This is a genomic window from Neorhizobium sp. P1_A6 (genome assembly GCF_056406795.1).
Map to the genome: position 1 here is coordinate 124300 of NZ_JBFTZM010000004.1, position 26399 is coordinate 150698.

The 26399-nt window shown below is 62.7% G+C and carries 24 protein-coding genes; 16 read left to right on the forward strand and 8 right to left on the reverse strand.

The window, feature by feature from the left end:
• Nucleotides 1–143 precede the first annotated feature (143 nt).
• Entirely contained in the window at nucleotides 144–1685 is a 1542-nt protein-coding gene (locus AC1D3C_RS10035; RefSeq protein WP_038543622.1) for a UbiD family decarboxylase, read from the reverse strand.
• 159 nt (nucleotides 1686–1844) lie between these two features.
• On the opposite strand from AC1D3C_RS10035, the gene AC1D3C_RS10040 reads away from it, so the two are divergent.
• The 5 genes from AC1D3C_RS10040 to AC1D3C_RS10060 all read left to right on the forward strand — a co-directional run bounded on the left by AC1D3C_RS10040 (nucleotide 1845) and on the right by AC1D3C_RS10060 (nucleotide 6439).
• Nucleotides 1845–2825, forward strand: coding sequence for a Bug family tripartite tricarboxylate transporter substrate binding protein (locus tag AC1D3C_RS10040; RefSeq protein WP_247137831.1), 981 nt, complete (start codon nucleotides 1845–1847; stop codon nucleotides 2823–2825).
• Between the two features lie 253 nt (nucleotides 2826–3078).
• Nucleotides 3079–4596 (forward strand): PAS domain S-box protein, encoded by a 1518-nt coding sequence (locus AC1D3C_RS10045; protein ID WP_477482764.1) that lies wholly within the window; start codon nucleotides 3079–3081, stop codon nucleotides 4594–4596.
• Entirely contained in the window at nucleotides 4583–5203 is a 621-nt protein-coding gene (gene fixJ / locus AC1D3C_RS10050; protein ID WP_038543629.1) for a response regulator FixJ, read from the forward strand. Before AC1D3C_RS10045 ends, fixJ begins: the two co-directional genes overlap by 14 nt.
• A 177-nt stretch (nucleotides 5204–5380) precedes the next feature.
• Nucleotides 5381–5671: a hypothetical protein gene (locus tag AC1D3C_RS10055; protein WP_051899741.1), complete on the forward strand. Its 291-nt coding sequence runs from the start codon at nucleotides 5381–5383 to the stop codon at nucleotides 5669–5671.
• Between the two features lie 117 nt (nucleotides 5672–5788).
• Nucleotides 5789–6439 carry a helix-turn-helix domain-containing protein gene (locus AC1D3C_RS10060; protein WP_477482765.1) on the forward strand — a complete coding sequence of 217 codons (651 nt, stop codon included), beginning with the start codon at nucleotides 5789–5791 and terminating at the stop codon, nucleotides 6437–6439.
• A gap of 174 nt (nucleotides 6440–6613) precedes the next feature.
• On the opposite strand, the gene AC1D3C_RS10065 is transcribed toward AC1D3C_RS10060, so the two are convergent.
• The 5 genes from AC1D3C_RS10065 to AC1D3C_RS10085 all read right to left on the reverse strand — a co-directional run bounded on the left by AC1D3C_RS10065 (nucleotide 6614) and on the right by AC1D3C_RS10085 (nucleotide 11800).
• On the reverse strand, nucleotides 6614–7351 hold the full coding sequence (locus AC1D3C_RS10065) for a copper homeostasis protein CutC (protein WP_477483007.1): 738 nt from the start codon (nucleotides 7349–7351) through the stop codon (nucleotides 6614–6616).
• Nucleotides 7352–7408: 57 nt separating this feature from the next.
• Entirely contained in the window at nucleotides 7409–8392 is a 984-nt protein-coding gene (locus AC1D3C_RS10070; protein ID WP_477482766.1) for an ROK family protein, read from the reverse strand.
• Nucleotides 8389–9255, reverse strand: a complete 867-nt coding sequence (locus AC1D3C_RS10075; protein WP_477482767.1) for an ABC transporter permease — start codon at nucleotides 9253–9255, stop codon at nucleotides 8389–8391. Before AC1D3C_RS10075 ends, AC1D3C_RS10070 begins: the two co-directional genes overlap by 4 nt.
• Nucleotides 9255–10175, reverse strand: coding sequence for an ABC transporter permease (locus AC1D3C_RS10080; protein WP_477482768.1), 921 nt, complete (start codon nucleotides 10173–10175; stop codon nucleotides 9255–9257). The genes AC1D3C_RS10075 and AC1D3C_RS10080 overlap by 1 nt, the downstream gene beginning before the upstream one ends.
• 86 nt (nucleotides 10176–10261) lie before the next feature.
• The gene (locus AC1D3C_RS10085) at nucleotides 10262–11800 is read right to left on the reverse strand and encodes an ABC transporter substrate-binding protein (RefSeq protein ID WP_477482769.1); all 1539 of its coding nucleotides are present in this window, start codon (nucleotides 11798–11800) and stop codon (nucleotides 10262–10264) included.
• Nucleotides 11801–11935: 135 nt separating this feature from the next.
• On the opposite strand from AC1D3C_RS10085, the gene AC1D3C_RS10090 reads away from it, so the two are divergent.
• The gene (locus AC1D3C_RS10090; RefSeq protein ID WP_477482770.1) at nucleotides 11936–13078 is read left to right on the forward strand and encodes an ROK family protein; all 1143 of its coding nucleotides are present in this window, start codon (nucleotides 11936–11938) and stop codon (nucleotides 13076–13078) included.
• 9 nt (nucleotides 13079–13087) lie between these two features.
• Nucleotides 13088–14530, forward strand: a complete 1443-nt coding sequence (locus AC1D3C_RS10095) for a M81 family metallopeptidase (RefSeq protein ID WP_477482771.1) — start codon at nucleotides 13088–13090, stop codon at nucleotides 14528–14530.
• 396 nt (nucleotides 14531–14926) lie between these two features.
• Here AC1D3C_RS10095 and AC1D3C_RS10100 read toward each other — a convergent pair whose 3' ends face one another.
• Nucleotides 14927–15601, reverse strand: a complete 675-nt coding sequence (locus AC1D3C_RS10100; RefSeq protein WP_477482772.1) for a GntR family transcriptional regulator — start codon at nucleotides 15599–15601, stop codon at nucleotides 14927–14929.
• 339 nt (nucleotides 15602–15940) lie between these two features.
• Between AC1D3C_RS10100 and AC1D3C_RS10105 the strand changes: the two genes are divergently transcribed.
• The 9 genes from AC1D3C_RS10105 to atzF are packed head-to-tail and all read left to right on the forward strand — an operon-like array spanning nucleotide 15941 to nucleotide 25359.
• On the forward strand, nucleotides 15941–17068 hold the full coding sequence (locus AC1D3C_RS10105) for a BMP family ABC transporter substrate-binding protein (RefSeq protein ID WP_477482773.1): 1128 nt from the start codon (nucleotides 15941–15943) through the stop codon (nucleotides 17066–17068).
• A gap of 23 nt (nucleotides 17069–17091) precedes the next feature.
• Nucleotides 17092–18222, forward strand: coding sequence for an ABC transporter permease (locus AC1D3C_RS10110; protein ID WP_477482774.1), 1131 nt, complete (start codon nucleotides 17092–17094; stop codon nucleotides 18220–18222).
• On the forward strand, nucleotides 18222–19148 hold the full coding sequence (locus AC1D3C_RS10115) for an ABC transporter permease (RefSeq protein ID WP_477482775.1): 927 nt from the start codon (nucleotides 18222–18224) through the stop codon (nucleotides 19146–19148). Before AC1D3C_RS10110 ends, AC1D3C_RS10115 begins: the two co-directional genes overlap by 1 nt.
• Before the next feature lie 26 nt (nucleotides 19149–19174).
• On the forward strand, nucleotides 19175–19891 hold the full coding sequence (gene biuH / locus AC1D3C_RS10120; protein ID WP_293409714.1) for a biuret amidohydrolase: 717 nt from the start codon (nucleotides 19175–19177) through the stop codon (nucleotides 19889–19891).
• Nucleotides 19891–20946 (forward strand): cyanuric acid amidohydrolase, encoded by a 1056-nt coding sequence (gene atzD, locus AC1D3C_RS10125; RefSeq protein WP_477482776.1) that lies wholly within the window; start codon nucleotides 19891–19893, stop codon nucleotides 20944–20946. The genes biuH and atzD overlap by 1 nt, the downstream gene beginning before the upstream one ends.
• A gap of 1 nt (nucleotide 20947) precedes the next feature.
• Complete coding sequence (locus tag AC1D3C_RS10130; protein ID WP_477482777.1) at nucleotides 20948–22498, forward strand: ABC transporter ATP-binding protein; 1551 nt, start codon at nucleotides 20948–20950, stop codon at nucleotides 22496–22498.
• The gene (locus AC1D3C_RS10135; protein WP_477483008.1) at nucleotides 22495–23178 is read left to right on the forward strand and encodes a cysteine hydrolase family protein; all 684 of its coding nucleotides are present in this window, start codon (nucleotides 22495–22497) and stop codon (nucleotides 23176–23178) included. Before AC1D3C_RS10130 ends, AC1D3C_RS10135 begins: the two co-directional genes overlap by 4 nt.
• On the forward strand, nucleotides 23171–23524 hold the full coding sequence (locus tag AC1D3C_RS10140) for a cupin domain-containing protein (protein WP_247137282.1): 354 nt from the start codon (nucleotides 23171–23173) through the stop codon (nucleotides 23522–23524). Before AC1D3C_RS10135 ends, AC1D3C_RS10140 begins: the two co-directional genes overlap by 8 nt.
• On the forward strand, nucleotides 23521–25359 hold the full coding sequence (atzF, locus tag AC1D3C_RS10145; protein WP_477482778.1) for an allophanate hydrolase: 1839 nt from the start codon (nucleotides 23521–23523) through the stop codon (nucleotides 25357–25359). Before AC1D3C_RS10140 ends, atzF begins: the two co-directional genes overlap by 4 nt.
• Before the next feature lie 46 nt (nucleotides 25360–25405).
• Here the strand turns inward: atzF and AC1D3C_RS10150 are convergent, their stop codons facing one another.
• Nucleotides 25406–26305 carry a LysR family transcriptional regulator gene (locus tag AC1D3C_RS10150; protein WP_477482779.1) on the reverse strand — a complete coding sequence of 300 codons (900 nt, stop codon included), beginning with the start codon at nucleotides 26303–26305 and terminating at the stop codon, nucleotides 25406–25408.
• Between the last annotated feature and the right edge of the window lie 94 nt (nucleotides 26306–26399).

Below are 26399 nucleotides of genomic sequence, written 5' to 3' on the forward strand. Positions count from 1 at the left end.
CCCAAGAAATGAATGGTGTTTGGCCGGGGCCTCACCCGTTTAGCGGGATGGAAGAGAGCTTTTTCGACTTAAAATGAAAAACCTTCCGGATTTGCACCCGGAAGGTCGTTTCGATTAGGCACAGTGCCCGGAAATGGAACAACTTATAGGGGAAGGTAGTAACGGCCCCGCTCGTCGCGCTCCAGTCCCCTGGAGCGGAAGGTGTCGAGTTCGCGGACGACTTCGCGACCGTCGCGGCTGCCGACCGCCGCCATCAGCTCCTCGAAATGCTTTGCGCCGTCCTTCAGAGCCGCTTCGAGCGAGGGGAAACGCTTGCCGGGATAGGACGGGGCCTGCGGCGTGACGAGCTCCCAGTTCTGGGCATGCTGCATCGGCCAGGTGAGATCGTAGCCGGCCTTGGCACCGGAACGGGAGCCGTGAAGCGACGGATCGAGCGGCGACAGCCGAACGCCGGTCGCGATCACCAGATCCCGGTCGGCCTGGAAACGGGTGCCGAACGCCCATTCCATCTGGCTGTCGTCGAAGATGTCGATATCCGGATCGACGACGAAGACGTTCTTGACGCCGACGGCGCCGAGAACCGCGTAGAGTGCCGAACGGGCCTCGCCGGGGTAGGTCTGGCGGATGGAGAAGCGCATGCTCATCGACCCTCCGGCGGCGACCGGCGCGTAGACGGCAACCGGCTGGCGCACCACATCGCCGAGCGTCTTCCAGACGTTCATCTCCATGCGCAGCGCCTCGAGGTTGGACGTATCGGTGAAGTCCATGCGATTGCCGGAGATGGTCGCCGTCTGGAACAGCGCATCCTTGCGATGGGTGATCGCGGTCACATGGAAGACCGGGTTGGTCTTCACGACGCCGTAGTAGCCGAGATATTCGCCGTAAGGGCCTTCCTTCTCCACATAACCGCGCTCGTCGAAATAACCTTCGATGACCATTTCCGCGTCGGCCGGGACCATGATGTCGCTGGTCACGCATTTGACGACCGGCAGCGGCGCGCCGCGGAGCGACGAGATCAGCTCCAGCTCGTCGACCGGTTCCTTCATGGTGGCGGACACCATGTCGATCGGGTGGCAGCCGACCACATAGGCGACATTCAGCCGCTCGCCGCGCCCGGAAGCGGCCATGTACATGACGCGCAGGTCGCTCGGCGCGATCAGGTCGACGCCGGCTTCCTGCGGGCCGCGCAGCATCAGCCGGCGCATGCCGCAATTGTAGCGGCCGTCCTTCGGGTCGATCGTGTAGTCGATCGTCGCGGAAATGTAGGGCGCGCCGTCGAGCGCGTGCTGCACGTGGACCGGTAGCTTGAGGAGATCGGCGTCAGCGCCTGTCAACACGACCTGCTGCACGGGCGCTTCGCCGCCGGAAAGCTTCACCAGTTCCGGCTTCAGCGACAGGCGGCGGCGCATCTCGAGCGCCACCTCGCCGGCCGGCACGCCGAAAGCCTTGGCGAGACGGGAACGGCTTCCGACCACGTTGCCGACCAGTTGCTGGCCTTCCGGACCGGCGTTCTTGAACCACACGGCCTTCGGGTTGTTCTGCAAAATGGCCGCGACATCGGCCAGATCGACCTTCTCCTCACGGATATCGAGCTCGTCCGCGCTCAGGCTCTCGACGAAATTCCTCAACCGGAAACGGTCGAGATCAAGTGCGGCGGCGGATTGAGTTGTCGTATTGACGGTCATTTTGTCCTCTCCCGAAAACGCGTTTCTGCGTGGGATGTTTTCTAGCCAGAACAGTTGATTAAATCAAATATAATTATACAATGTTGTATCAGGTCGCATCGGGGAGGTGTGATCGGCCAGCGTCGACTGCAAGACCGGGTCATCCATGGGAGGGAATTCATGCAGACTATCACACGTCGTTTCGTGCTTGCCGCATCGGTCGCCGTTGCCGGCAGCGCCTTCGGGCTTTCGCCGGCCGCGGCCCAGGCGAATTACCCAAATCAGACCATCAGCATGATCTGTGCGTTCCCGGCAGGCAGCGGCGCCGACGTCATCGTCCGCTTTTTCGCCGAAAAGATCGCCAAGGTTTCGGGCGCCACCATCATCGTCGAAAACAAGCCCGGCGCCGGCGGCAATATAGCCGGCCAGTACGTCACGCGCTCCAAGCCGGACGGCTATACGATCTTCTTCCATACCGGCAGCGCCGTTGCCGGCAACATGCACATGTTCAAGACGCCGCCCTTCGACGTGGTGAAGGACCTGCAGGTCGCAGCCACCGTCAACAAGCAGCCGCACATGATCGCCGTTCCGGTATCGAGCCCGATCAAGACCATGAAGGAACTGACCGAATACCTGAAGAAGGAAGGCTCCAACGCGAGCTACGCCATCAACAACACGTCGGGCAAGGTTCTCGCCGCCATCTACAAGCAGGAAGCCGGCCTCGACACGGTTGAAGTCGCCTACAAGAGCAGCGCCGATTCGATGAACGACATTTTGAGCGGTGCGATGGCCTTCGCCGCCCAGGATCCGGTCTTCTCCCTGTCGCAGCTTCGCGAAGGCCGCTACCGCCTGCTGGCGGTCAGTTCCGCCAAGCGCATTCCGGGCGCTCCCGACGTTCCGACCATGACGGAATCCGGCTACCCGATGGACCAGGTCGGCTGGTTCGCGATGATGGTCCCCTCGGCGACACCGAAGGATATCGTCGACAAGATCAATGGCTGGACCAGGCAGGTTCTCGCCCAGGAAGACGTCAAGAAATTCGTGACCGACCAGGGCGGCGACGTGTTCGTCTCGACACCGGAAGAAGGCCAGGAATACCTGAAAAAGGAAGTCGCGGCCTGGGCCGACTACGTCAAAATCGCCAATATCCCGCAACAGTGAGGAATCGGACCTCCGGCTCCACCCTGTCGGCCCCCCACGGCACCGCATCCGACCTGCGCTGGCACCCGCCCGCGTTTTCACACCGGACATAAGAAACCACGCAAAACTATATGTTTTTTAGGTCACGACGGTTTCCGCCGTTGGACGCCGCATCCGCGCTCATGCTAGAACCAGTTTAAGGACAGGCTGTCAGGTTTCATATGCACAAGGGAATGGGGTTCCTCCTGCAGACGATCGGCTTCGGATAAGCATCATGGCTTCCAAGACGTTCGCCGAAAAGAAGGATGACTATATTCAGTCTTTCTTGAGCCGTCGGTTTTCAGCCGCGGAAGTCTATTTTATTGCGACCATCTGCGTGCTGGTTGCGTTTGCGCTGCGCTTCTCGCTGCACGGCGTTCTTGACGACAAGGCGCCCTTCACATTCTTCATTCCGCCGATCCTCGTTGCCGCCCTTATCGGCGGCATGCGGGCCTCGCTTTTCACCGTGCTGCTTTCTGTTCTGGCAGCCTACGTGATCAAGGAGCTGACGCCGCGGGGGGCCAATTTCACGGAAATGGCGATGATCGGCATCGTCGGCGTGGTGATCGCGCTGCTCGGCGAAATACTTCACTCTGCCCGCAAGGCGATCGGAAAAGCCCAGGCGAAGGYCGACTCCCGCGAAGCGCATCTTCGCTCCGTGCTCGACACGGTTCTCGATGCCAGCATCGTCAGCACAAGGGACGGCACGATCGTCTCCTTCAATGCCGCAGCAATCCGCCAGTTCGGCTATAGCGAGGATGAGGTGGTCGGCCAGAACCTGCGCATGCTGATGCCGGAACCCTACCACCGCGAACACGACGGCTACATGGAAAGGTATCTGAGGACTGGTGAAAGGCGGATCATCGGCATGGACCGCGTGGTCGTCGGACGACGCAAGGACGGCTCGACCTTCCCGATGAAGCTTGCAGTCGGAGAGACCCATACCGGCGGGGAAACCTTCTTCACCGGCTTCGTGCGGGACCTGACCGAACGCGAGGAATCGGCTGCACGCCTGCAGGAGATCCAGGGAGAGCTCGCCCGCCTCGCCCGCCTCAATGAAATGGGCGAAATGGCATCCACCCTTGCCCACGAACTGAACCAGCCGCTCTCGGCGATTGCCAATTATGTGCACGGCTGCGCGCGCCTTCTGCGCGACATGGACGAAGCCGTCGCGGTGCGCATGCGCGAAGCGTTGGAAGAGACGGCACATCAATCGCTCCGGGCCGGCCAGATCATAAAGCATCTCAGGGAATTCGTGACCAAGGGCGAGACGGAAAAGGCGCCGGAGAACATCCGCCGTCTGGTCGAGGAAGCCGGCGCTCTGGCGTTGGTCGGCTCGCGCGAAAAAGGCGTCCGTGCGATCTTCGAATTCGCGCAAGGGCCGGAAATGGTCACCGTCGACCGCATCCAGGTTCAGCAGGTGCTCACCAACCTGATGCGCAACGCCATCGAGGCGATGCGCGACAGCCAGCGGCGGGAACTGGTCATCCGCACGCTCCAGGAAAACGAAGACATGATCCAGGTGATCGTCCAGGATACCGGCCCCGGCATTCCCGAAGAGATCGCCGGCCAGCTTTTCAAACCCTTCATCACCACCAAGGCCGGCGGCATGGGGATAGGGCTTTCGATTTCCAAGCGCATCGTCGAAGCGCATGGCGGCGAGATGACGGTGACGCGCAACGCGGCCGGAGGAGCGACGTTCCGTTTCACACTCCCGATCGACAAGGAGGAACGCGAAAATGCAGACGGGTGACTACACGATCCATATCGTCGACGACGAAGAGCCGGTCAGAAAGTCCCTCGCCTTCATGCTGACCATGAATGGCTTTGCCGTGCGCATGCATGAAACCGCCTCGTCTTTCCTGCAGTTCGCGCCGAGCGTCAGGAACGGTGTTTTGGTCACCGACCTCAGGATGCCGGACATGACCGGCGTCGAGCTGATCCGCAAGCTGACCTCCAGCCGCGCCGGCATTCCGTCGATCGTCATCACCGGCCATGGCGACGTGCCGATGGCAGTGGAGGCGATGAAGGCGGGCGCCATCGACTTCATCGAAAAACCTTTCGGCGACACGGTCATCATCGAAGCGATCCAGCGGGCCGCCGAGCTGCTGTCGGACAAAACGCTCGATACCGACGACCTGGCCGAGGTTCAGACACGGCTTGAAAGCCTGAGCGATCGGGAGAGGCAGGTGTTGGCCGCCGTGGTTGCCGGTCTGCCGAACAAGTCGATCGCCTACGATCTCGACATAAGCCCTCGCACCGTCGAGGTGCATCGTGCCAACGTCATGAGCAAGATGAAGGCGAAAAGCTTGCCACAGCTCGTTCGCATGGCAATGGCTGCCGGTTTCGGTCCCAATTGATGGCCCCTAAAATTTATTGAAACTTTCTTGATCTATCGCAAAGCGCAGGTCCCCCCGCAGGCACTAGATGTCTCCCTTCAGCAGCTCTCCGGCTGCCCCACCCGCGCGGGAAATTCGGTGTTATCACAAGCGAGAACCATAATTGTCATCGCGCCCGATCTCGGTCTCAGGCAGTCGTTGACATTCGCACTGGAGGTGGAGGGCTATCACGTCGAGGCTCACGAATCCTGGCGCAAGGGCACCATCACCGCCGGCCAGACGCTTTGCATGATCATCGACGATCAGGTGCTGCGTGCTTCGAGCGACGCGCTGCAGCGTCTGCTCCAGTCGGGCGAGGCCGTGATCCTGCTTACCGACGGCATGTCTCCGTCCATCGAAGACGAGCTCGGCCCGATCCAGAGCCTCACCAAACCGTTCAACGGGGCCGATCTCCTGGGTCTCGTCAAGGACCTTGCGCTGACAGCCTGAGCCGCGTTGGCTGCCGTTTTCCCGCCTGCCCTACGTAAATCCCCCTAGTGATACAACCCAATTTTCCCCCTGCACGTCTTCTGGCATCTTGAGACTACAGCAAGGGGAGACGTGAAGATGCACACCGCAGCCGCTCATGCCACGAAATTGGAGCTCACCAAGAGCCAGATCGTGATCGCACCCCAGACCGCGGGTCTCTTCCGGGCCAATTCTGTGACGACCTTCAATGCCGGCGCGGAAATCTATGCCCCCGGCGATAAGGCAGGAACATTCTATCACGTCGAATTCGGTGCCGTGCGGATCCACCGCCTGTTGTCGGACGGAAGGAGGCAGGTCATTGCCTTCCATCTGGCCGGAGAAACTTTCGGGTTCGAGGCTGACCGGACCCATAGTTTCTTCGCCGAAGCCATCGCTCCGACCGGGCTGCGCCCCATCAGCCGCGCCGCCAACGACCAGGCCTTGCCGGAACTGCTTTCTCTGGCGCTGCGCGGCATGCTGCGCGCCCAGGAACATATCATGATGATCGGCCGCCAGACGGCGGTAGAACGGATCGCCGGCTTTCTCGTCGACATGGCGGAACGTCAGGGCGGACTCGAACATTTCGACATACCCATGACCCGGCTTGATATAGCCGACTATTTAGGCCTGACGATCGAAACGGTGTCGCGCGTTTTCGCAAAACTCCGTACGGCCGGCCTTATCAAACTGCGGAGCATTCGTTGCATCGAAATCAAGAAGCACGAAGCACTCCTCAGCCTCTGCGCATGACAGTGAATGAAAGTGCATAGCAGTGCATGAGCGGACGGTGGCGGCCGTCCGCTGACCATGGAAGTGCATATCTCCTCAATTTCGTAACATCCTCCCTCACTGCTAAGCGGCAGGTCATCGTCCCCCGGCGACCTGCCGCAAAGTCGTGCCTGCCGACCGGCAGACACCTGAGCATCAGTCCCGCGCCACTTCCAATTCATCGAGCAAATCGCGCATCTTCCGGACGATCTCGCTGCTCGTCTCATGGGAAACAGGCGCCTGGAAACCGAAGGCAATGGCGCGCTCATCCGTGCTTTCGACAGGCCGCCGGCAAGAGCTGTGGACCTCGTGCACGCCGGTTTCGCGCACCACCCGTCCGACGGTTGACAGATTGACGCCGCCGCCGGGCATGATCGACACCCCGTCTCCCGCCCGCTCGACAAGCACCTTCAACATCTCGACCCCGTCAGGGCCACTGACTTTGAGGCCAGATGTCAGGACACGCTCGACACCGAGATCGATCGCCTGCTCCAGCGCTTCGAACGGATCGGGCACCAGATCGAAGGCGCGGTGAAGCGTTACGCCCAACCCTTGCGCATGCGTCATCAGCCGCTTGAGCAAGGCCATGTCGAGCGTCATGTCCGGGCGGCTTGCGCCGATCACGACACCCGCAAGACCCGCCGCCCGCACCCCATCGATATCGGCCATCATCGCCACCTCGTTGTCGGCGTCGTAGACGAACCTGCCGGCGCGGGGCCGGATGATCGCATAGACCGGGATCGGCGCCTTGGCGGCAAGCGCGATCATGCCGGGCGGCGGCGTCAGTCCGCCGACATCGAGTGCGGCGCAGAGTTCGATGCGATCAGCGCCGCCGGCGATGGCGGCCGCCAGACCTTCGGGACTATCGACGCAGACTTCGAGCAGGATGGACAGGATCAGTCTCCTTGATGACTGGCACTCTCGTAACAGCAGGCGCCCCTGAAAGGTACTCTAGTGACCTTGAACGGCACTCTGATGGCCAAGCACGGCCGCGCCGACCAGCCCGCCATCCTCCTGACGGAGCGCCGGTGTCACCAGCGGATGATCGAAGCGGTTGAGGATACGCTTGCGCACCGCCCGGTCCAGCGCATCGATGAGCGGCGTGACCGAGGCAAGCCCACCCCCGACCGGCACGATCGAGGCGCCGGTGACATTGACCGACAGCGCCAGCGGATCGGCGATCAGTTCGAGATAAACGGCAACGGTCCTAGCTGCCCTCGCCTCGTCCGCCTGCCAGTCTTCGAGGATCCGATAACTCGTCTCCTCGCAGCCATGCAGGAAATGATGCAGCCGCTCGATGCCGCGCGCCCCGCCGATCGTGTCGACGCAGCCGGACTGGCCGCAGCCGCAGGAAAAACGCGGAATATGCAGCGTCTCGCCATCGAGTTCGACACTGGTGTTGAGGATCGGGCCATGGCCCCATTCACCGGTGACGCCGCCAGCACCACGCACCAGCCGTCCGTCGATCGCAAGCCCTCCACCGATGCCGGTCCCCATGATGGCGCAGAAAACCACCGAATGACCACGTCCAACACCCTCGTTGGCTTCGGCAAGCGTCAGGCAGTCCGCGTCATTGGCAGCCAGAACCGGCCGCCCGAGGATCGCCGAAAGCTCGTTGCCAATCCGCCGTCCGGTGATGCAGGGAATATTGGCCGAGGTCGCTACCCCGTCACGCGGATCGATAAGACCGGCGATCGACAGCGCCAATGGCGAAGCCGGATCACCCGCCTGCGCATTACGCTCGATGAGCCCCGAGAGAGAGACTGCAAGATCGTCCCAATTCGCGGCCGGCGTCGCCACCTTGTCGAGCGGTACCAGCGCGCCGGGTGCGGGCGAGACCGCGAATTTCATGAACGACCCGCCGATATCGACGCAGAAGACCGGCTTTGCCGGCCCGACCGGGCCTGTCGTGCGGGGTGTGGCGGCAATGCTCATTTGCGCGGATCCAGCAGGTCGCGCAGGCCATCGCCGAGAATGTTGAAGCCGAGCACGGTGATCATGATCGCCAGCCCCGGAAACAGCGACATCCAGATGTTGAGGCCGAGATAGTTGCGGCCGTCGCTCATCATCGCGCCCCACTCGGGAAGCGGCGGCTGGGCGCCGAGGCCGAGGAACGACAGGCTTGCGGCCGACAGGATGACCGTGCCGGCGGTCAGCGTCGACTGCACGATGATCGGCCCGATCGCATTGCGCAGGATATAATGGCTCATGATGCGGCGACGCGAGATGCCGAGCGAGACGGCGGCTTCGACATAGTCCATGCCCTTCAGGCCGAGCGTCAGGTTTCGGCTGAGGCGGGCGTAGACCGGCACGGAGAAAATGGCAATGGCGATCAGAAGGTTGATCAGGCTGCTGCCGAGCACGCTGACGATCAGGATGGCGAGCACGATGCCCGGAAAGGCAAACAGGATATCCATCGTCCACATGATCGCCTGGTCGACATAACGGCCGCTCATGCCCGACAGGATGCCGAGCGGCACGCCGACCAGCACGGCAAGGCCGACGGCCAGGACCACTTCAAGCAATGAGATGCGCGCCCCGAAAATGACGCGGGCAAAAATGTCGCGGCCATTGTCGTCGGTTCCGAACGGATGCGCCAGCGACGGCGGCTCCATGGTCGCCAGCAGGTCCTGCATATAAGGGTCGGCAGGTGCAATCAGCGGCGCGAAGACAGCCGCAAGAACGATGATGCCGATCAGCAGGCCACCGAGCGTGATGCTGCGATGCGCCGCCATCCAGCGAAGTCCCCGCAGAAGCGCCGGCCGGCGCTGTAGGATATCGGTGTCAACAGACGCCATCAGTCGAACCTTATCTTCGGGTTGAGGACGGCGATCAGCAGCTCGGCGAGAAAATTCATCATCACCACGCCGGTGACAGCAACCAGCGTCACGCCCTGGATGACCGGATAATCGCGGTAGCGCACCGCATCGACGAGAAAACGTCCGATACCCGGCCAGTTGAAGACGGATTCGGTCACGACAGCGCCGCCCATCAGGCTGCCGAAATTCAAGCCGACAATGGTGATGATCGGCAGCAGCGCATTGCGCAGCGCATGGCTCCAGTAGATGTTCCTCGGCAGGACGCCCTTGGCATAGGCGGTGCGGATATAGTCCTGGCTCATCACCTCGATCATGCTGGAGCGGGTCATGCGGGCGATGACGGCCGTCGGCAGCACGGCAAGCGTGATCGACGGCAGGATGAAGCTTTTCCAAGAGCTGGCACCGAGCAGCGGCAGCCAACCGAGATGGACGGAAAACGTATTCATCGCCATCAGCGCCAGCCAGAAATTAGCGATCGAGGCGCCGGCAATCGCAAGAATCATGACGAACTGGTCGGGCCAGCCGTGCCGGTAGATCGCCGCGATCATCCCGGCCGGCACGCCGATGCCGATGGCAATCAGATAGGCGGTGATCGCCAGCCCGATGGTGAACGGCAGGCGTTCGCCGATTTCGGCGACGACCGGCAGTTTGGACTTGATAGACGTACCGAGATCGCCCCTCACCGCCCCATAGGCAAACGAGGCATATTGCGCCGGCAGGCTGCGGTCGAGGCCGAGCCGGACGGTCATGTTGTCGACCGCCTCCTGCGTCGCCTCGGGTCCGGCCATCAGCCGGGCCGGATCGCCCGGCAGCACGCGGATCGCCACGAAGACCAGCAGCGATACGCCGACCAGGATCAGCGGCAGAGCCAGCAATTTCTTGAGGATATAGGCTTTCATGCGCCTGTCCTGGAGCCCGGTTTCCCGGCCCCATGTTTCATAAAAGGAAACGGCGGACGGAATTCTCCATCCGCCGTGTTTTCATATTACTTCTTGGCATCCTTGACGACGATCAGGCCGCCCGGGATGACCCAGGCACCCTTGACGCCGGCGCGCGTCGCAAACAGGTCCTGCTTGGTATAGAGCAGAACATGCGGAGCCTGGTCGTTCACTTGTCTCTGGGCATCGACATAGATCGCGTTGCGGGCCTTTTCGTCGAGCGTCGAAGCCGCTTTGTCGATCAGTTCGTCGAGCTTGGTGTCAGTGAAGAAGCCGAGGTTGGCGCCAGCGGGCGACGCGCTCTTCGTGTAGTAGAGCGGGCGGAACTGCAGGTCGGCGCCGTTGACGCCGGACGACCACGAAGCGATCGATGAACCGATATTGTCCTTCTCCTTGCCGGCCGGATCCTGGAAAGCCGCCTTCGACCAGACGCCGCCTTCCATCTTGCGCACGTCCAGCTTGACGCCGGCCTTGGCCCACATCGCCTGTAGCAGTTCGCCGATACGGGCTTCCTGCTCCTGGACGATGGTCGACATGGCAAAACCGTCCGGATAACCGGCCTCCTTCAGGAGCTGCTTGGCCTTCTCGACATTGTACGGATAGGGATTGAGCGTCTTGTCATAACCGGGAGTGACCGGGGCAAGCGGCGAGTTGGCCGGCGTCGCATAACCGTTCATGAATGCCTTGACGAGGCCCTCGCGGTCGGTCGCATAGTTCAGCGCCTGGCGGACGCGAACGTCGTCGAGCGGCTTCAGCTTGGTATTGAGCGAGACCCAGAACACGGCCGACCCGTCGGTCGTCGAGAGCTTCATCTCGGGGTTTGCCTTGACCTGTGCAGCAAAGGCGGCCGGGAACGGATTGATGACGTCGGCATCGCCCGTCTGCAGGGCCATGTTCATGACCGAAGGCTCACCGGTCCAGGTCCACTTGATCTGGTCCTCGCCCTTCGGCGCGCCGCCCCACCAATCGGAATTCTTGGCCTGCAGCACATATTCGCCGGACTTGTATTCCTGCAGCTTGTAGGGACCGGTGCCGACGGCGGCCTTGGAGCCGATCGTGCCGGCCGCATCGGCGGTCGGGCTGACCATCAGGCAGGGGCCGGTCGTGAGCAGCGCGAGGAAAGCCGGATACTGTGTCTTCAGCTTGAACTGGACGGTCATCGGATCGACGGCGGTGACGCCTTCGAGAAAGGTGCGCAACCGGCCGCTGGCGGCAAGCCCGCGCTTGGTATCGAGGTGACGGGCGAAATTCTTGACGACGGCATCGGCATCGAAAGCCGTGCCGTCATGGAACTTGACGCCCGGACGCAGCTTGAAGGTCCAGACCAGACCGGAAGCGTCGGCCGACCATTCCGTGGCAAGCGCAGGCTTCAGCGACAGATCGGGATCGCGCTTGACGAGGCCTTCGTACATCGGGTCGAGCAGGGCTGCGGTATAGGTCGCGGTCTGGTCGCCCGGATCCATGGAGCGTGGCGCTTCGGTCTGCATCACGTTGAGCGTCGCGGCACTCGCCGCAATCGGAAACACGAGGCTGCCCGCAACCGCACAGGCGAGCGCGAAATGGCGACTTTTCAAGAACATGGTCATGGTCGTTCACCCTTGGTTTTGTTGACACGAGGGCGGTCATTGCCGCCTTAGATCATTTTTATAATTTATTGGCGTTGATTTGTTCATTTTCTGAACTTAGTGTCAACCCACCTTCACAAACAGAAAACAGCTGCCTTGAACGCTTTGCTCACCTCTTCCCAGCGCCAGCTTGTGCGCGTCATCAGCGAGTCCGGTCCGCTCAGCCGGACCGAGATGGCGAACCTGCTGGGCCTGAGCAAAGCGGCAATGAGCGGCATTGCCCGCGACCTGATCGACCTCGGGGTGCTGCACGAGACGGAGACGGTTTACGGCCAGGGCCGCCCATCGGTCCGGCTCGACCTGCATCCGGAATGCGCCTTCTTCGTCGGCATCTCGCTGCTCGAAGATCCGGCGCCGATGATCCTCAGCGACCTCAACGGCAAGATCATTGCCCGCCAGTCGATGCCGCTGTCACGCGATCCGCATGTGATTGCGCAGGCGATCACCGAGGGCCTGCCGAGCCTTCTCGAAGCCCATCCGGACGCCCGGGAAAAGCTTTCCGGCATCGGCGTCGCCCTGTCCGGCTTCGTCGACGAATCCCAGGCCAATTGCGTGCAGTCCACCCTGCTCGGCTGGCAGGACGTGCCGCTGGCAAAAATTATCCGCGAGCGCTCCGGCGTCGAGACCTTTATCGAGAACGACGCAAAGGCGGTCGCGGTCAGCGAAAAATTGTTCGGCAGCGCCCGCGAGATCCAGAGTTTCAGCGTCGTCTCACTCGGCGATGGCATCGGCTGCGCCCATTTCATCGACGGCAAGCTCTATCGCGGCAATCACGGCGGCGCCGGCGAAATCGCTCATTGCACCATCGAGCCCAGCGGTTCCCCCTGCCGCTGCGGCAAGCGCGGCTGCCTCGACACCGTCTCCTCGATGAAGGCGATCAAGGAAATGTCACGCGCCGAGGGGCTCGAATGCACCTCGCTGTCGGATATCGAATACGAGGCATCGACCGGCAATGCCGCCGCGATCCGCATCCTGCACCGCGCCGGCTCGGCGCTTGGGCTTTCGATCGCCAACCTCATCCAGATCAACGACCCCGGCCTGATCCTGATCACCCATGTCGAAGGCTCGTTCGACGGCCTGTTCGGCACGGTGGTCAACCAGGCGATCGAAACCAACGTGCTGCCGCGTTACGCCGGCCAGACGCCGATCCGCATCAAGCGTGTCGATGGCGATGTCTGGGCGCGGGGCGCTGCCAGTATCGCAGCCCATAATTTCCTGATCGGCCCCAACTCCAACTGAGGTTTTTCCATGCGTATTGCTGTCGGCGGCATCCATATCGAATGCAGCACCTACAATCCGGTTCTCAACGAGGAAAAGGATTTTCGCATCGTGCGCGGCGATGACCTGACGGCAGCGCCCTATTTCGCCTTCCTCAAGGATTACGGCGCCGAATTTCTGCCGACCATCCATTGCCGCGCCATTGCCGGCGGCCCGGTTTCCCGCTCCACCTACGAACGCTTCAAGGCCGAATTCCTCGACCGGCTGAAACCGATGCTGCCGCTCGACGGCCTTTACCTTGCCATGCACGGCGCCATGTATGTTCAGGGCATGGAGGACGCCGAGGGCGACTGGATTACCGCCGCCCGCGACCTCGTTGGCCCGGATTGCACGATCTCGGCCAGCTACGACCTGCACGGCAATGTCAGCCAGCGGATCATCGATGCGCTCGACATGTATTCCACCTACCGCACCGCACCGCATATCGATGTCGAGGAGACGATGCGTCGCTCGGTAAAAATGCTGGTCGAAAGCCTGAAGACCGGCGTCAAGCCGGTGCTGCTCTGGGCGCCGATCCCGGTCGTGCTGCCCGGCGAACGCACCTCGACCGTCGACGAACCGGCAAAAAGCCTTTACGAGATGATGCCGGAGATCGATGCGATCGACGGCGTCTGGGACGCCTCGCTGATGGTCGGTTACGTCTGGGCCGACGAACCGCGCGGCACCGCCGCCGCGATCATGACCGGCACCGACCGCGCCGTGCTGGAGCGGGAAGCCAAGCGCGTTGCCAAGGCCTATTGGGATGCGCGTGAAAAATTCGTGTTCGGCTGCGAGACGGGCTCGATCGAGGAATGCGTCGACAAGGCGATCGCCGCCAAGACCGCACCGGTCGTGCTCGCCGAATCCGGCGACAATCCGACCGGCGGCGGTGTCGGTGACCGCGCCGAAGTACTGGCTGACCTGATCGAAAAGAAGGCCACCGGCGTCGTCTTCGCCGGCATCGCCGACAAGGCGGCGACCGAAGCCTGCTACGCGGCCGGCGTCGGTGCCGAACTCAATCTCTCGATCGGCGCAACGCTCGACACGATCGGCAGCAAGCCAGTCAAGGCGAAGGTCAAGGTCCAGTTCCTGCACGACACGGCAGACCTTGCCGATCGCCAGGCGGTCGTCGCCATCGACGGCATCGAACTGGTCCTCTCGGCCAAGCGCCGTCCCTACCACTATATCGCCGACTTCACCCGCCTTGGCCTCGACCCGAACAGCGCCAAGATCATCGTCGTGAAGTCCGGCTATCTCTCCCCAGAATTGGCCCCGATCGCCAACCCGAACCTGATGGCCCTGTCACGGGGCGTCGTCGACCAGTTCGTCGAGCGCCTGGAACGCCACCGCAAGCTGAAGCCGACCTATCCCTTCGACAAGGATTTTGCCTACGAACCGCAGGTGTTTGTCTCGGCGCGTTCGGCGGATTGGTGACTTCCGAAAGGAACGACGCCTAAGCGGGGACATTTTTGGCCTATCGGAAAATTTAGCGGTCGAGCTTTCAAACACTTAGCCGCTTTCGCTTCCCCGTCCGTCTCCGCCTCCGCAATCGCTCGCATAATCCCCCGGTCATCGGATGGGAAACCGGGTTCGCGAACCGGCCGCATCATCCGGCTCGCAAGGTCCGGTTTCCGGTGACGGTCGAGGAAGCGGTTCAAGGGGCCTGACAATCCCCGGAAACGCAAAACGGCCGGGGCAGGCGGAAAGCCTGAATACCCAATACCCCGAAATACCCCGCCTGCCCCATTCCCGCCCAAACGGAACCGCCGGATTTTCATCCGTGCGGCCAAAAGTGCTTGAAAAAAGGAGGCTGCGGTGTTGACCGCCCGCCTACTCCCCAGCCGTCGCAAACACCGCGCTGGCGTCACTGACGATCGCCACATGCGAATAGGCCGCCTGCCCTGCCGCGACCGTATCGGCACGGATGATCGCGGTGACGATCTGATCGTGCTCCTCGTAGGATTTCGCAAGACGCCCCGGCAGGCGGAACTGTGCGCGGCGAAAGGGTGCGAGCCTGGCCCGCGTCTGGGTTACCATCTCGAAGACATGGTCGTTATGGGCGCCGCGATAAAGCCTTGTGTGGAATTCGGTATTGTGCGCCGCATACTCTTCTTCGGCACCGGTATGGACCAGCCGCATCGAACCGCGATGTTCGAGCTCCAATGCGCGCCGCTCTTCCACCGTCATCCGCTCCGCGGATAACCGGGCGCAAATACCTTCAAGCTCGGCCATCGCCTCGAACATCGAATGCAGATAGGTCCCGGTCACGTTGGTGACGACGGCGCTGCGGTTCGGCTCGCGACCGACAAGCCCCATGGCGCCGAGTTCGCGCAGCGCCTCGCGCACCGGCGTGCGAGAAACCTCGAAACGGGAGGCGAGCGAGATCTCGTCGAGCTTCTCGCCCGGCAGGAGGGCGCCGGTGACGATCATGTCGGCAATCGCCCGCACCATCTGCTCGACGGTGGTTCCGGTACGGATGACTTCTCTGCGCCTGACCTGCTTCACGGGACGATTCTACTTGACCTTACAATTTGCATACAGATGCCGTTCCGGACTCGATAAGTCAAATAACGCCGCCAACGTCACGGTAACTTTCAGCTTTCCGATGTCGGGAAGGCACCACCGGCGATTGCCGTATTGCTCCTCCGGCGGATTGCTGAGCAAATAATAACTATTGATTATTTCTTAAGCGAAAATGCGATGAATCTGTATGCACTTTTCATTGCAGAGTTTTCGTTGTGTAAAATTTCTTTTCTATACCAATAGCTTGAGTTCTGGCACGCACATTGCATGCACTTTACTGTACCCGTTCGAAACCGGCCCAGAGCCGCAAGGAGCATGCCGATGACCAAACTCCTTCCCATGAACCGCCGCAATTTCCTCCAGGCTTCCGCTGCCGGCCTGGCCGCCGGCACCGTGCCCGGCCTGCTCGGCTCGCAGGCCATGGCGCAGACCGCGCTCACCGTCGGCTTCATCTATGTCGGCCCGAAGGACGACTATGGCTACAACCAGGCGCATGCCGAGGGTGCGGCCGTCATCAAGAAGATGCCGGGCATCACGCTGGTCGAAGAGGAAAACGTTCCGGAAACCGTCGATGTCCAGAAGACCATGGAGTCGATGATCAACCTCGACGGCGCCACCCTGCTCTTCCCGACCTCCTTCGGTTATTTCGACCCCCACATGCTGGCCATGGCTGCGAAATATCCGAAGATGCAGTTCCGCCATTGCGGCGGCCTCTGGCAGGAGGGCAAGAACCCGATGAATACCGGCTCCTATTTCGGCTATATCGGCCAGGGCCAATATCTGAACGGCATTGCCGCGGCTTACGCGACCAAGAGCAAGAAGATCGGTTTTGTTGCCGCGAAACCCATCCCGCAGGTGGTCCAGAACATCAATTCCTTCCTGCTCGGCGCCCGCTCGGTCGATCCGACGATCACCTGCCAGGTGATCTTCACCGGTGAATGGTCGCTCGCCGTCAAGGAGGCCGAAGCCACCAACGCGCTGGTCGACCAGGGCGCCGACGTCATCACCTGCCATGTGGACAGCCCGAAGGTGGTCGTCGAGACCGCCGCCCGTCGCGGCGCCTTCGTCTGCGGTTACCATGCGGACCAGAGCGCGCTTGCCAAGGATAAATACTTGACCGGCGCCGAATGGGCCTGGGGCAATGTCTATACCAACTTCATCAAGGCGGCCCAGAGCGGCGGCAAGCTCGGCAATTTCGTCCGCGGCGGCCTGAAGGACGGCTTCGTCAAGATGAGCCCGCTCGGACCGGCCGTCTCTGCCGAGGGTCGCAAGAAGTTCGAGGCGACGCTTGCCGAAATCATGACCGGCAAGTTCTCGGTCTTCAAGGGCCCGATCAAGGATAACAAGGGCAATATCGTCGTCACCGCCGGCAAGTCGTTTGCCGAGGATGCGATCGAACTCGAGAGCATGGGTTACCTGGTCGAGGGCGTCGTCGGGTCCACGTCCTGATCTCGAGGTGAAGGAGAAGCGCCATGACGGTCGAAGCGAACGATTCGGGATTATCGATAGCAACGGGGAGCGGAGCTTCGCTGCGCCCCCTCCTCGAATGGCTGGCGCGACGGGCTGAACCCGTGGCGATCGGGCTCGTGGCGATCCTGATCGGCCTGGCGCTTTTCTCCCTCTTCATCCTGGCGATCGGCAAGTCGCCGGTCACCCTTTTCCAGCTCATGTACACGGGCGGTTTCGGAAGCTGGTTCTCGATCCAGAACAGCCTTTCCCGCGCTGCCCCCCTGCTGCTGACCGCGCTCTGCGTCGCTCTGCCGGCAAGGCTTGGCCTCGTCATCATCGGCGCCGAGGGCGCGGTCGTGCTCGGCGGCGTCGCGGCGGCGGCCAGCGCCATGCCCTTCGTCGGCGTGGTGCCGCCGATCATGCTCTTCGTCTTCATGGGTGTCGCCGCCATGGTCGTTGGCGGTATCTGGATCGGCTTTGCCGGTTTCCTGCGCCACTATCGCGGCGTCAACGAGACGATCTCCTCGCTGCTTCTCGCCTATATCGCGATTGCCCTGATGAACCAGTTCGTCGAAGGGCTGCTGCGCGATCCGGCCAGTTTGAACAAGCCCTCCACCAAACCTCTGCCGAAGGAATACATGCTCGGCCAGATCCCCGGCATGGATGTCCACTGGGGTCTCGTCATCGGCGTCGTCGCCTGCATCCTCTCCTGGGTGCTGATCGAGATCACCAGCTTCGGCTTCGCCGCCCGCATCGCCGGCGGCAATGTCCGCGCCGCGCAGATCCAGGGCCTTCCGGTCGGCAAGCTGATCGTCGGTTTCACCGCCATTGCCGGCGGTTTCGCCGGCCTCGCCGGCATGATCGAGGTCGCGGCGGTGCAGGGCAGCGCCAACGCCTCGCTCGCCGCCGGCTACGGTTACACCGGCATCCTCGTCGCCTTCCTGGCACGCCACAATCCGCTGGCGATCATCCCGGTCGCCATCCTGCTCGGCGGCATCGCCGCATCGGGCGGCCTGATCCAGCGGCGCATGGGCCTGCCGGATGCGACCGTGCTCGTGCTGCAGGGCACGCTGTTCATCGTCATCCTCTTCTGCGAGACCTTTTACGGCCGCTTCAAGATCTTCAATCCCGACCTCTGGAAAAGGAGCCTCTGATGGACGACACAGGTATCGGCCTCTGGGGCGTGCCGCTGGCGATCTTCGCAGGCGCCATCCGCGTCTCCACCCCGTTCATCTTCGTTTCGCTCGGAGAGACGATCACCGAACGCTCCGGCCGCATCAATCTCGGGCTCGAAGGCACGCTCGTCTTCGGCGCCATGACGGCTTATGCGGTGGCGGTGATGACCGGCTCGCCGACCTTGGGCGTGCTGGCGGCGATGGCGACCGGCGCCCTGTTCGGCACGATCCACGGCTGGATCTGCAAATGGCCCAAGGTCAACGACATCGCCATCGGCATCGCGATGATGCAGTTCGGCCTGGGCCTCGCCTTTTTCCTCGGCAAGTCCTTCATCCAGCCGGTGGCGCCGAAACTGCCCTCCATCCCGCTCGGAACCTGGTCGGCCGTGCCGCAAGTGCAGGCGGCGCTCAACATCAACGTGCTGTTCTTCATCGGGGCGGCGCTGGCCTTGTTCCTGTTCTGGGCGTTCAAGAACACCCGTATCGGGCTCATCCTGCGCGTCGTCGGCGACAGCACCGATGCGGCCCGCGCCATGGGCATCAGCCCGGACCGCGTCCGGCTTCTCGCAACCGCGGCCGGTGGATCGCTGGCCGCGATCGGCGGCGCCTATCTGTCGCTCTATTATCCCGGCTCCTGGAACGAAGGCATTTCCTCCGGGCAAGGGTTGATGGCCGTAGCGCTGGTGATCTTCGCCCGCTGGAACCCGATCGGCTGCTTCCTTGCCGCGCTCCTCTTCGGCGGCGCCGGCGCGCTTGGGCCTGCCCTGCAATCGGTCGGCGTCACGCAAGGCTATTACCTGTTCTACGCGGCACCCTACGTGCTCACCCTCATCATCCTGATCGCCACCTCCTCGCCCACACGCTCGCTCGCCGGTGCGCCGGGTGCGCTGTCGCTGACGAAATAGGCCGCAAACCGAATTGGAGAGACCCGATGAACAGCCTTTCCCCCGCCGCGCTGGCTGGCCAGACACTCAGCTATATCGACGCCGATCCCTATTCCTGGCCCTATAACGGCGATCTCAGACCCGAAAATACCGCCCTCATCATCATCGACATGCAGACCGATTTCTGCGGCAAGGGCGGTTATGTCGACCACATGGGTTACGACTTAGCCCTGGTGCAGGCGCCGATCGAACCGATCAAGCGTGTCCTCGCCGCCATGCGCGCAAAAGGCTACCACATCATCCACACCCGCGAAGGCCACAGGCCCGACCTCGCCGACCTGCCCGCCAACAAGCGCTGGCGCTCGCAACGCATCGGCGCCGGCATCGGCGATCCCGGCCCCTGCGGCCGCATCCTCACGCGCGGCGAGCCCGGTTGGGACATCATCCCGGAGCTCTATCCGATCGAAGGTGAAGTCATCATCGACAAGCCGGGCAAGGGTTCCTTCTGCGCCACCGATCTGGAACTCATCCTCAACCAGAAGCGCATCCAAAACATCGTGCTGACCGGCATCACCACCGATGTCTGCGTCTCGACGACGATGCGCGAGGCGAACGACCGTGGCTTCGAATGCCTGATGCTCGAAGACTGCTGCGGCGCCACCGACTACGGCAACCACCTCGCCGCCATCAAGATGGTCAAGATGCAAGGCGGCGTCTTCGGCGCCGTTTCCAATTCCGAAGCACTCGTGAAGGCCCTGCCCTGATGCCTTCGCTGCGCGCCCACGTTTATCGCATACCCGCCGACGGCCCGGACGATGTCGCCGGCGTCGAGGCGCTGTTTGCGGGCGGCCTTGCGGCGAAGAACGTCGTGGCGGTGCTCGGCAAGACCGAAGGCAACGGCTGCGTCAACGATTTCAGCCGTGGATACGCGACCCGCAGCTTCGAGGACCTGTTTCACAGGCATGGTGTCGATGGGGTTTCGACCGTCATGTCGGGTGGAACCGAAGGCGCGCTTTCGCCGCACTGGACGATCTTCACCCGCGAAACTGTGGAAGCGCCCGGCGAACGAGCGCTCGCAATCGGTGCCTCCCGCACACCCGTTCTGCCCACCCATCATCTCGGACGCCGGCAACAGGTTCTGCTCGTCGCCGACGGGGTCAGGGCGGCGATGCGGGATGCCGGTATCGACGACCCGGCGGATGTGCATTTCGTCCAGATCAAATGCCCGCTGCTGACGTCGCGCCGAATCTCCGAGGCGGAGGCCGCGGGCGCCACGGTGGCGACCCGCGACACGCTGAAGTCGATGGGCCTGTCGCGCGGCGCCTCCGCGCTCGGCGTCGCTGTGGCGCTCGGCGAGGTCGACGAAGCGGAAATCGCCGATGCCGATATCGGTATCCGTTTTGACCTCTTCTCGAATTGCGCCTCGACATCGGCCGGTGTCGAACTCATCGACCACGAGATCATTGTGCTCGGCATGAGCTCCCGGTGGTCCGGCCCGTTCGCGATTGATCATGCCGTCATGGAAAACGCGATCGACGCACGTTCAGTCCGCCGGGCGCATGAACGCTTGCCGGAAAACAGCCGGCTTGCTGCGGTTCTCGCCAAGGCCGAGCCGGACCCTTCCGGCAAGATCGGCGACAAGCGCCATACGATGCTGGACGATTCCGACATTTCCGGCACGCGCCACGCCCGCGCTTTCGTCGGCGGCGTTCTCGCGGGCGTTTTCGGCATCACCGACCTCTACGTCTCGGGCGGCGCCGAGCATCAGGGACCACCCGGCGGCGGCCCCGTCGCTATTATCGTCGAAAAGGAGACTTGAAGTGAGCATCGTTCGCGATACCCCACTCCCGCAGACAGGCAAGGCTGTCGGCATCGAGACGCTCGGCATGACCATGCGGTTCGGCTCGTTCACCGCGCTCGACAACGTCTCGATCAGCGTGCCGGCCGGCTCGTTCCACGCGCTGCTCGGCGAAAACGGCGCCGGCAAGTCGACGCTCGTCAAATGCATCATGGGCTTCTACCACGCGACATCCGGCTCCCTTTCGGTCGACGGCCGCGAAGTCTCGGTCGCCTCGCCCAAGGATGCCGCGACCTACGGGCTTGGCATGGTCTACCAGCAATTCACGCTGGTTCCCTCGTTGACGGGTGCGGAGAACCTGGTGATCAGCCGCACGTCCGTGCCCTCGGTGATCAATTGGGCGAAGGAGCGCAAGGATCTTGCCGCGTTCATGGAGCGGATGCCGTTCCAGATCCCGCTCGAACGGCCGGTAAGTGAGCTCGCGGCCGGCGAAAAGCAGAAGCTGGAGATCGTCAAGCAACTCTATCTCGGCCGCTCTTTCCTCGTGCTCGACGAACCGACCTCGGTTTTGACGCCGGCAGAAGCCGACGAAATGCTCGGCATCGTGCGCGGCATGACCGAACGCGGCGAACTGACCGTGCTGATGATCAGCCACAAGTTCCACGAGGTGACGAAGTTTGCCGACGCGGTGTCGATCCTGCGTCGCGGCAAGCTGGTCGGCACCGGCAAGGTCAGCGAACTCTCCACCTCCGACATGGCGGCAATGATGATCGGCGACGTCAAGCTCGCCGAACTCGATAGCCGCCTGCCAGTGCCAGACGCGGCGAAATCGGTGCTGAAGGTCGAGCAGGTCAAGGCGCCGGATCGCTCCGGCCTGAAGACCATCGAGATCGACAACCTGACCGTCCGTTCCGGCGAGATCGTCGGCATCGCGGGCATTTCCGGCAACGGCCAGAAGGAACTCACCGAAATTCTCGCCGGCCAGCGCCCGACCGACCGCGGCACAGTGACCGTCAACGGTGAGACCTATGGCGCCACCCGGCCGGAAACCCGCAAGAACAACGTCCGCTTCATCCCCGAGGAGCCCCTCCAGAATGCCTGTGCGCCAAAAATGACGGTCAGCGAAAACCTCGCCTTCCGCACCTTCGACCTGAAGGGTGACGGCAAGGATGCGATCTGGCTGAACAAGGGCGAGATGAAGAAACGCGCCTCGTCGCTGATCTCGGATTTCAAGGTGAAGACCGCCTCGTCGTCCTCGCCGATCGCGGCGCTGTCCGGCGGCAACGTGCAGCGCGCCGTGCTGGCCCGAGAACTGACCGGCGATGTCGACCTGCTGATCGTCTCCAATCCGTGCTTCGGATTGGATTTCTCCGCAGTCGCCGAAATCCGCGCCCGCATCATGCGGGCCCGCAACTCAGGCACCGCCGTGCTGCTGCTCTCGGAAGACCTCGACGAGCTGCTGGAAATGTCGGACCGCATCATGGTGATCTCGGAAGGCAAGCTGGTCTACGAAACACCGATCCGCGCCGCCGATATCGGCGTCATCGGCGCCCATATGGCGGGGCATCACTGATGGAGATCAAGGCTGAACCCTTCGCCTTTCCGGCGAAACCGGAAGCGCTGGCGCTCGTCGTCATCGACATGCAGCGCGATTTCGCCGAACCCGGCGGTTTCGGCGCCAGCCTCGGCAACGATGTCGGGCGCATCACCAGGATCGTGCCGGACGTCAAACGCCTCATCCAGGGTTTTCGCGATGCCGGTCTGCCGGTCATCCACACGATGGAGTGCCACAAGCCGGACCTTTCCGACCTGCCGCCCGCCAAGCGCGACCGCGGCAATCCGACGCTCAGGATTGGCGATGTCGGCCCTATGGGTCGTGTGCTGATTTCAGGCGAACCCGGCACGGCGATCATTTCTGAACTCGCGCCGATCGACGGCGAAGTGGTGATCGAAAAGCCCGGCAAGGGCGCCTTCTACGCCACTGACTTGGGGGACGTGCTGAAGGAGAAGGGCATCACTCAGCTCGTCTTCGCCGGCGTGACGACGGAAGTCTGCGTCCAGACGACGATGCGCGAGGCGAACGATCGCGGTTACGAATGCCTGCTCGCCGAAGAGGCGACCGAGAGTTATTTTCCGGAATTCAAGGCGGCGGCCATCGCCATGATCCGCGCTCAAGGCGCGATCGTCGGCTGGACCGCCCATGTGGACGACATTCTGGAAAGGATCGCGCCAAAGGGGAAAACCAATGCCTGAATCAACTCGCGAGCTCTTGACGTTAGGCGGCTGGAAAGACTTGGAATTCGTGCCGTTCCGCGATGAGGTCACCATCCATTGGATCCGCCCCTTCGAGGGCGACCAGCCGGGCGTGGCGCTGCTGAAATACGAGGCCGGCGCCGGCGTTCCCCGCCACCGCCATGAGGGCCTCGAAACCATCCTGGTGCTCGAGGGCGTGCAATCCGACGAGGCCGGCGACTATGGACGCGGCAGCTATATCGTCAATGCGCCCGGCACCGAACACTCCGTCTGGAGCGATACCGGCTGCGTCGTGCTGATCCAGTGGGACCGGCCGGTGACAATATTGGAAGAGGAAATGGCATGAGCCTGCCGGAAAAGACACCAGCCTTCGATATCGCCTCGCTTCACGCGTTCTACCAGAATGGCGGCAGTGTCGCGGAAGTCGTCAAAGCCGTTTTTGCGCGGATCGCCGAGGTCGGTGATCCCGGCATCTTCATCCATCTGGCCGACAAAAACGCCGTCCTTGCGGAAGCCGACAAACTCGGCGCCTTCGATCCCGAAAAACCGCTCTTCGGCATCCCCTTTGCCGTGAAGGACAATATCGACGTCGCCGGCATGCCGACCACCGCCGCCTGCCCGGACTATTCTTATATGCCCGAAAGAGACGCGACCGTGGTCGGCCTGCTCAAGGCAGCCGGTGCGATCGTCATCGGCAAGACCAATCTCGACCAGTTCGCGACCGGCCTCGTCGGGGTACGCTCGCCCTATCCGATCCCGAAAAACGCCATCGACCCCAAGCTCGTGCCGGGCGGATCCTCATCCGGTTCGGCGGTCGCGACCGCGCAGGGCATTGTCAGCTTCGCGCTTGGCACCGATACCGCCGGTTCGGGTCGCATCCCGGCCGGCCTCAACAATATCGTCGGACTGAAGCCGAGCGTCGGCGCACTGTCGACCACAGGCGTCATTCCCGCCTGCCGCACGCTCGACTGCGTCTCGATCTTCGCGCTGACTGCGGACGACGCCTGGAAGGTCTTCTCTGTCGCTGCCAAATACGACGAGGCGGACGCCTATTCGAAAGTCGTGCCGGCAACCGGGTTCGGTTCTGCGGCGCCTGTGCTGACGATCGGCGTGCCGGCCAAAGCAGACCTGCAGTTCTTCGGCGATACCGTGATGGAGACCGCCTATGGCGACGCCGTGGCGTTGCTGGCAAGGCTGGGACACCGCATCGTCGAAGTGCCGTTCGGCGATTTCTACAAGGTCGCCAACCTTCTCTACGAAGGCGCTTGGGTGGCGGAGCGTTACGCCGCCGTGAAACCCTTCTTCGACACGAAGGAAGAGAGCTTCCACCCGGTAACGCGAAAAATCTATGGCGGCGCCAAATCGCTTTCCGCGGCCGATGCCTTCAACGGCCTCTACGCGCTGCAGGCCCTGAAGAGAACGCTGGCGCCGGTGATCACCTCCGTCGATCTCTTCTGTGTGCCGACCGCGCCGACCCACTACTCGGTCGCCGATCTGGAAGCGGAGCCGATCCGGGAAAACTCGCGGCTCGGCACCTATACCAACTTCGTCAATCTGCTCGACATGTGCGGCATCGCCGTGCCGACCGGCACCCGCGCCGACGGCTTGCCGGCAAGCGTCACCCTGCTCGCTCCCTCCGGCCACGACGGACTCACCGCGTCACTGGCCCGTGACCTTCACCAGGCGAGCGGTCTCACCCTCGGCGCCACCGGCTGGCCGCTTCCCGCGCCATCGGAAACGCCCGCAATCGTCGCCAGCGACGACCTGATCGACGTCGTCGTGGTCGGTGCCCATCTTTCCGGCATGCCGCTCAACCATCAGCTTACCGATCTCGACGGCACCTTCTCCCGCGTCGCGAAAACCTCCGCCGCCTATAAGCTTTACGCGCTTGCCGGCACCGTGCCGCCGAAACCCGGCATGGTGCGCGTCGCAGAAGGCGAAGGCGGCGAGATCGAGGTCGAAGTTTGGAAGCTGACGCCGGCAGCCTTCGGCCTGTTCGTCGCGGCGATCCCGCCGCCGCTTGGCATCGGCACCGTTACCCTGTCGGACGGCACCTCGGCCAAGGGGTTTCTGGCCGAATCGTTCGCCCTTCAGGGCGCACTCGACATCACCGCCTTCGGCGGCTGGCGGGCCTATCTCAAGGAATTCGCATCACTGCCGCGGGTCGGCAAGACGGCTTGATCTGGGAACGCCTTCCCCAAGCAGAGATAGCCCCAGCCATTCTGCGCTACATCGTCCAGGTCTCGCTGATGCGGCGGATGCATTGCAGCAGGTTGACTGTCGGCGGCGTCATCAGGCCCTTCTTGCGGCGGTAGACGCGAAAGGTCCGTTGCCAGTCGAGCTCGGGCACGTTGACGCCGGCCATGTTGCCTCGTTCCACTTCCTCGCGAACCAGGGGCAGCGGCATCCAGCAGCAGAGCGCTTCCGAAAGCACTGCCGCCTTCAGGACCGGCACCGAGCGGGAGATGATCGACGGCGCGTTCGGTTCCAGCGCGTTGTCGTGGAACCGTCTTTGCCATTCCCTGACCGTCGGCGTCCCGGGCGGCGGCATCGCCCAGTCGAACCCGGCCGCTTCCGCGAGCGTCACGTGCTCCCGTTTGATGATCGGATGATCGGACCTCGCAAAGACCGAGACCGTGTCATGCATGATATCAGGCGTCGCCATGATGATGTCGTCGTCGAGATAGGGCTCCGGTGAAATCGCGATGTCGATCGTGCCACCCTTCAGCCCTTCCAGCACCCGGTCCTCCAGGTCCTCGATGACCTGGTACTGCACCTCGGGATGCTGTTTGCGCATCTCGCCGATCACGGCGATGATGAAGCCGCCGACGACGCTCGCCACGCCGCCGATCCGCACCACGCCGCGGCTGGCGCCGCGCATCTGCTGGATCACGTCCGTCGCATTGCCGATCTCGGAAACGACCAGTTTGGCATAGGGAAGCAGCGCATCGCCGAATACGGTCGGCACCACGCCGCGGGTCGTCCGCTCGAACAGGGGAACGCCGTAGCTGTCCTCCAGACGCTTCAGCATGCGGGTGATCGCCGGCTGCGTCATGTTGAGCGCAGTCGCCGCCGCGCCGAGGCTGCCGCGCCGCGCGCATTCGAGAACGATTTGAGCCGACCGCACATCCAAAGTCATGCCCTGGTGTAATGGATTATTGGAAATTCTTCAATTCCAAGGCAGGTCGCTATCTGCAACACTTCCTCCCGCTAACATACGC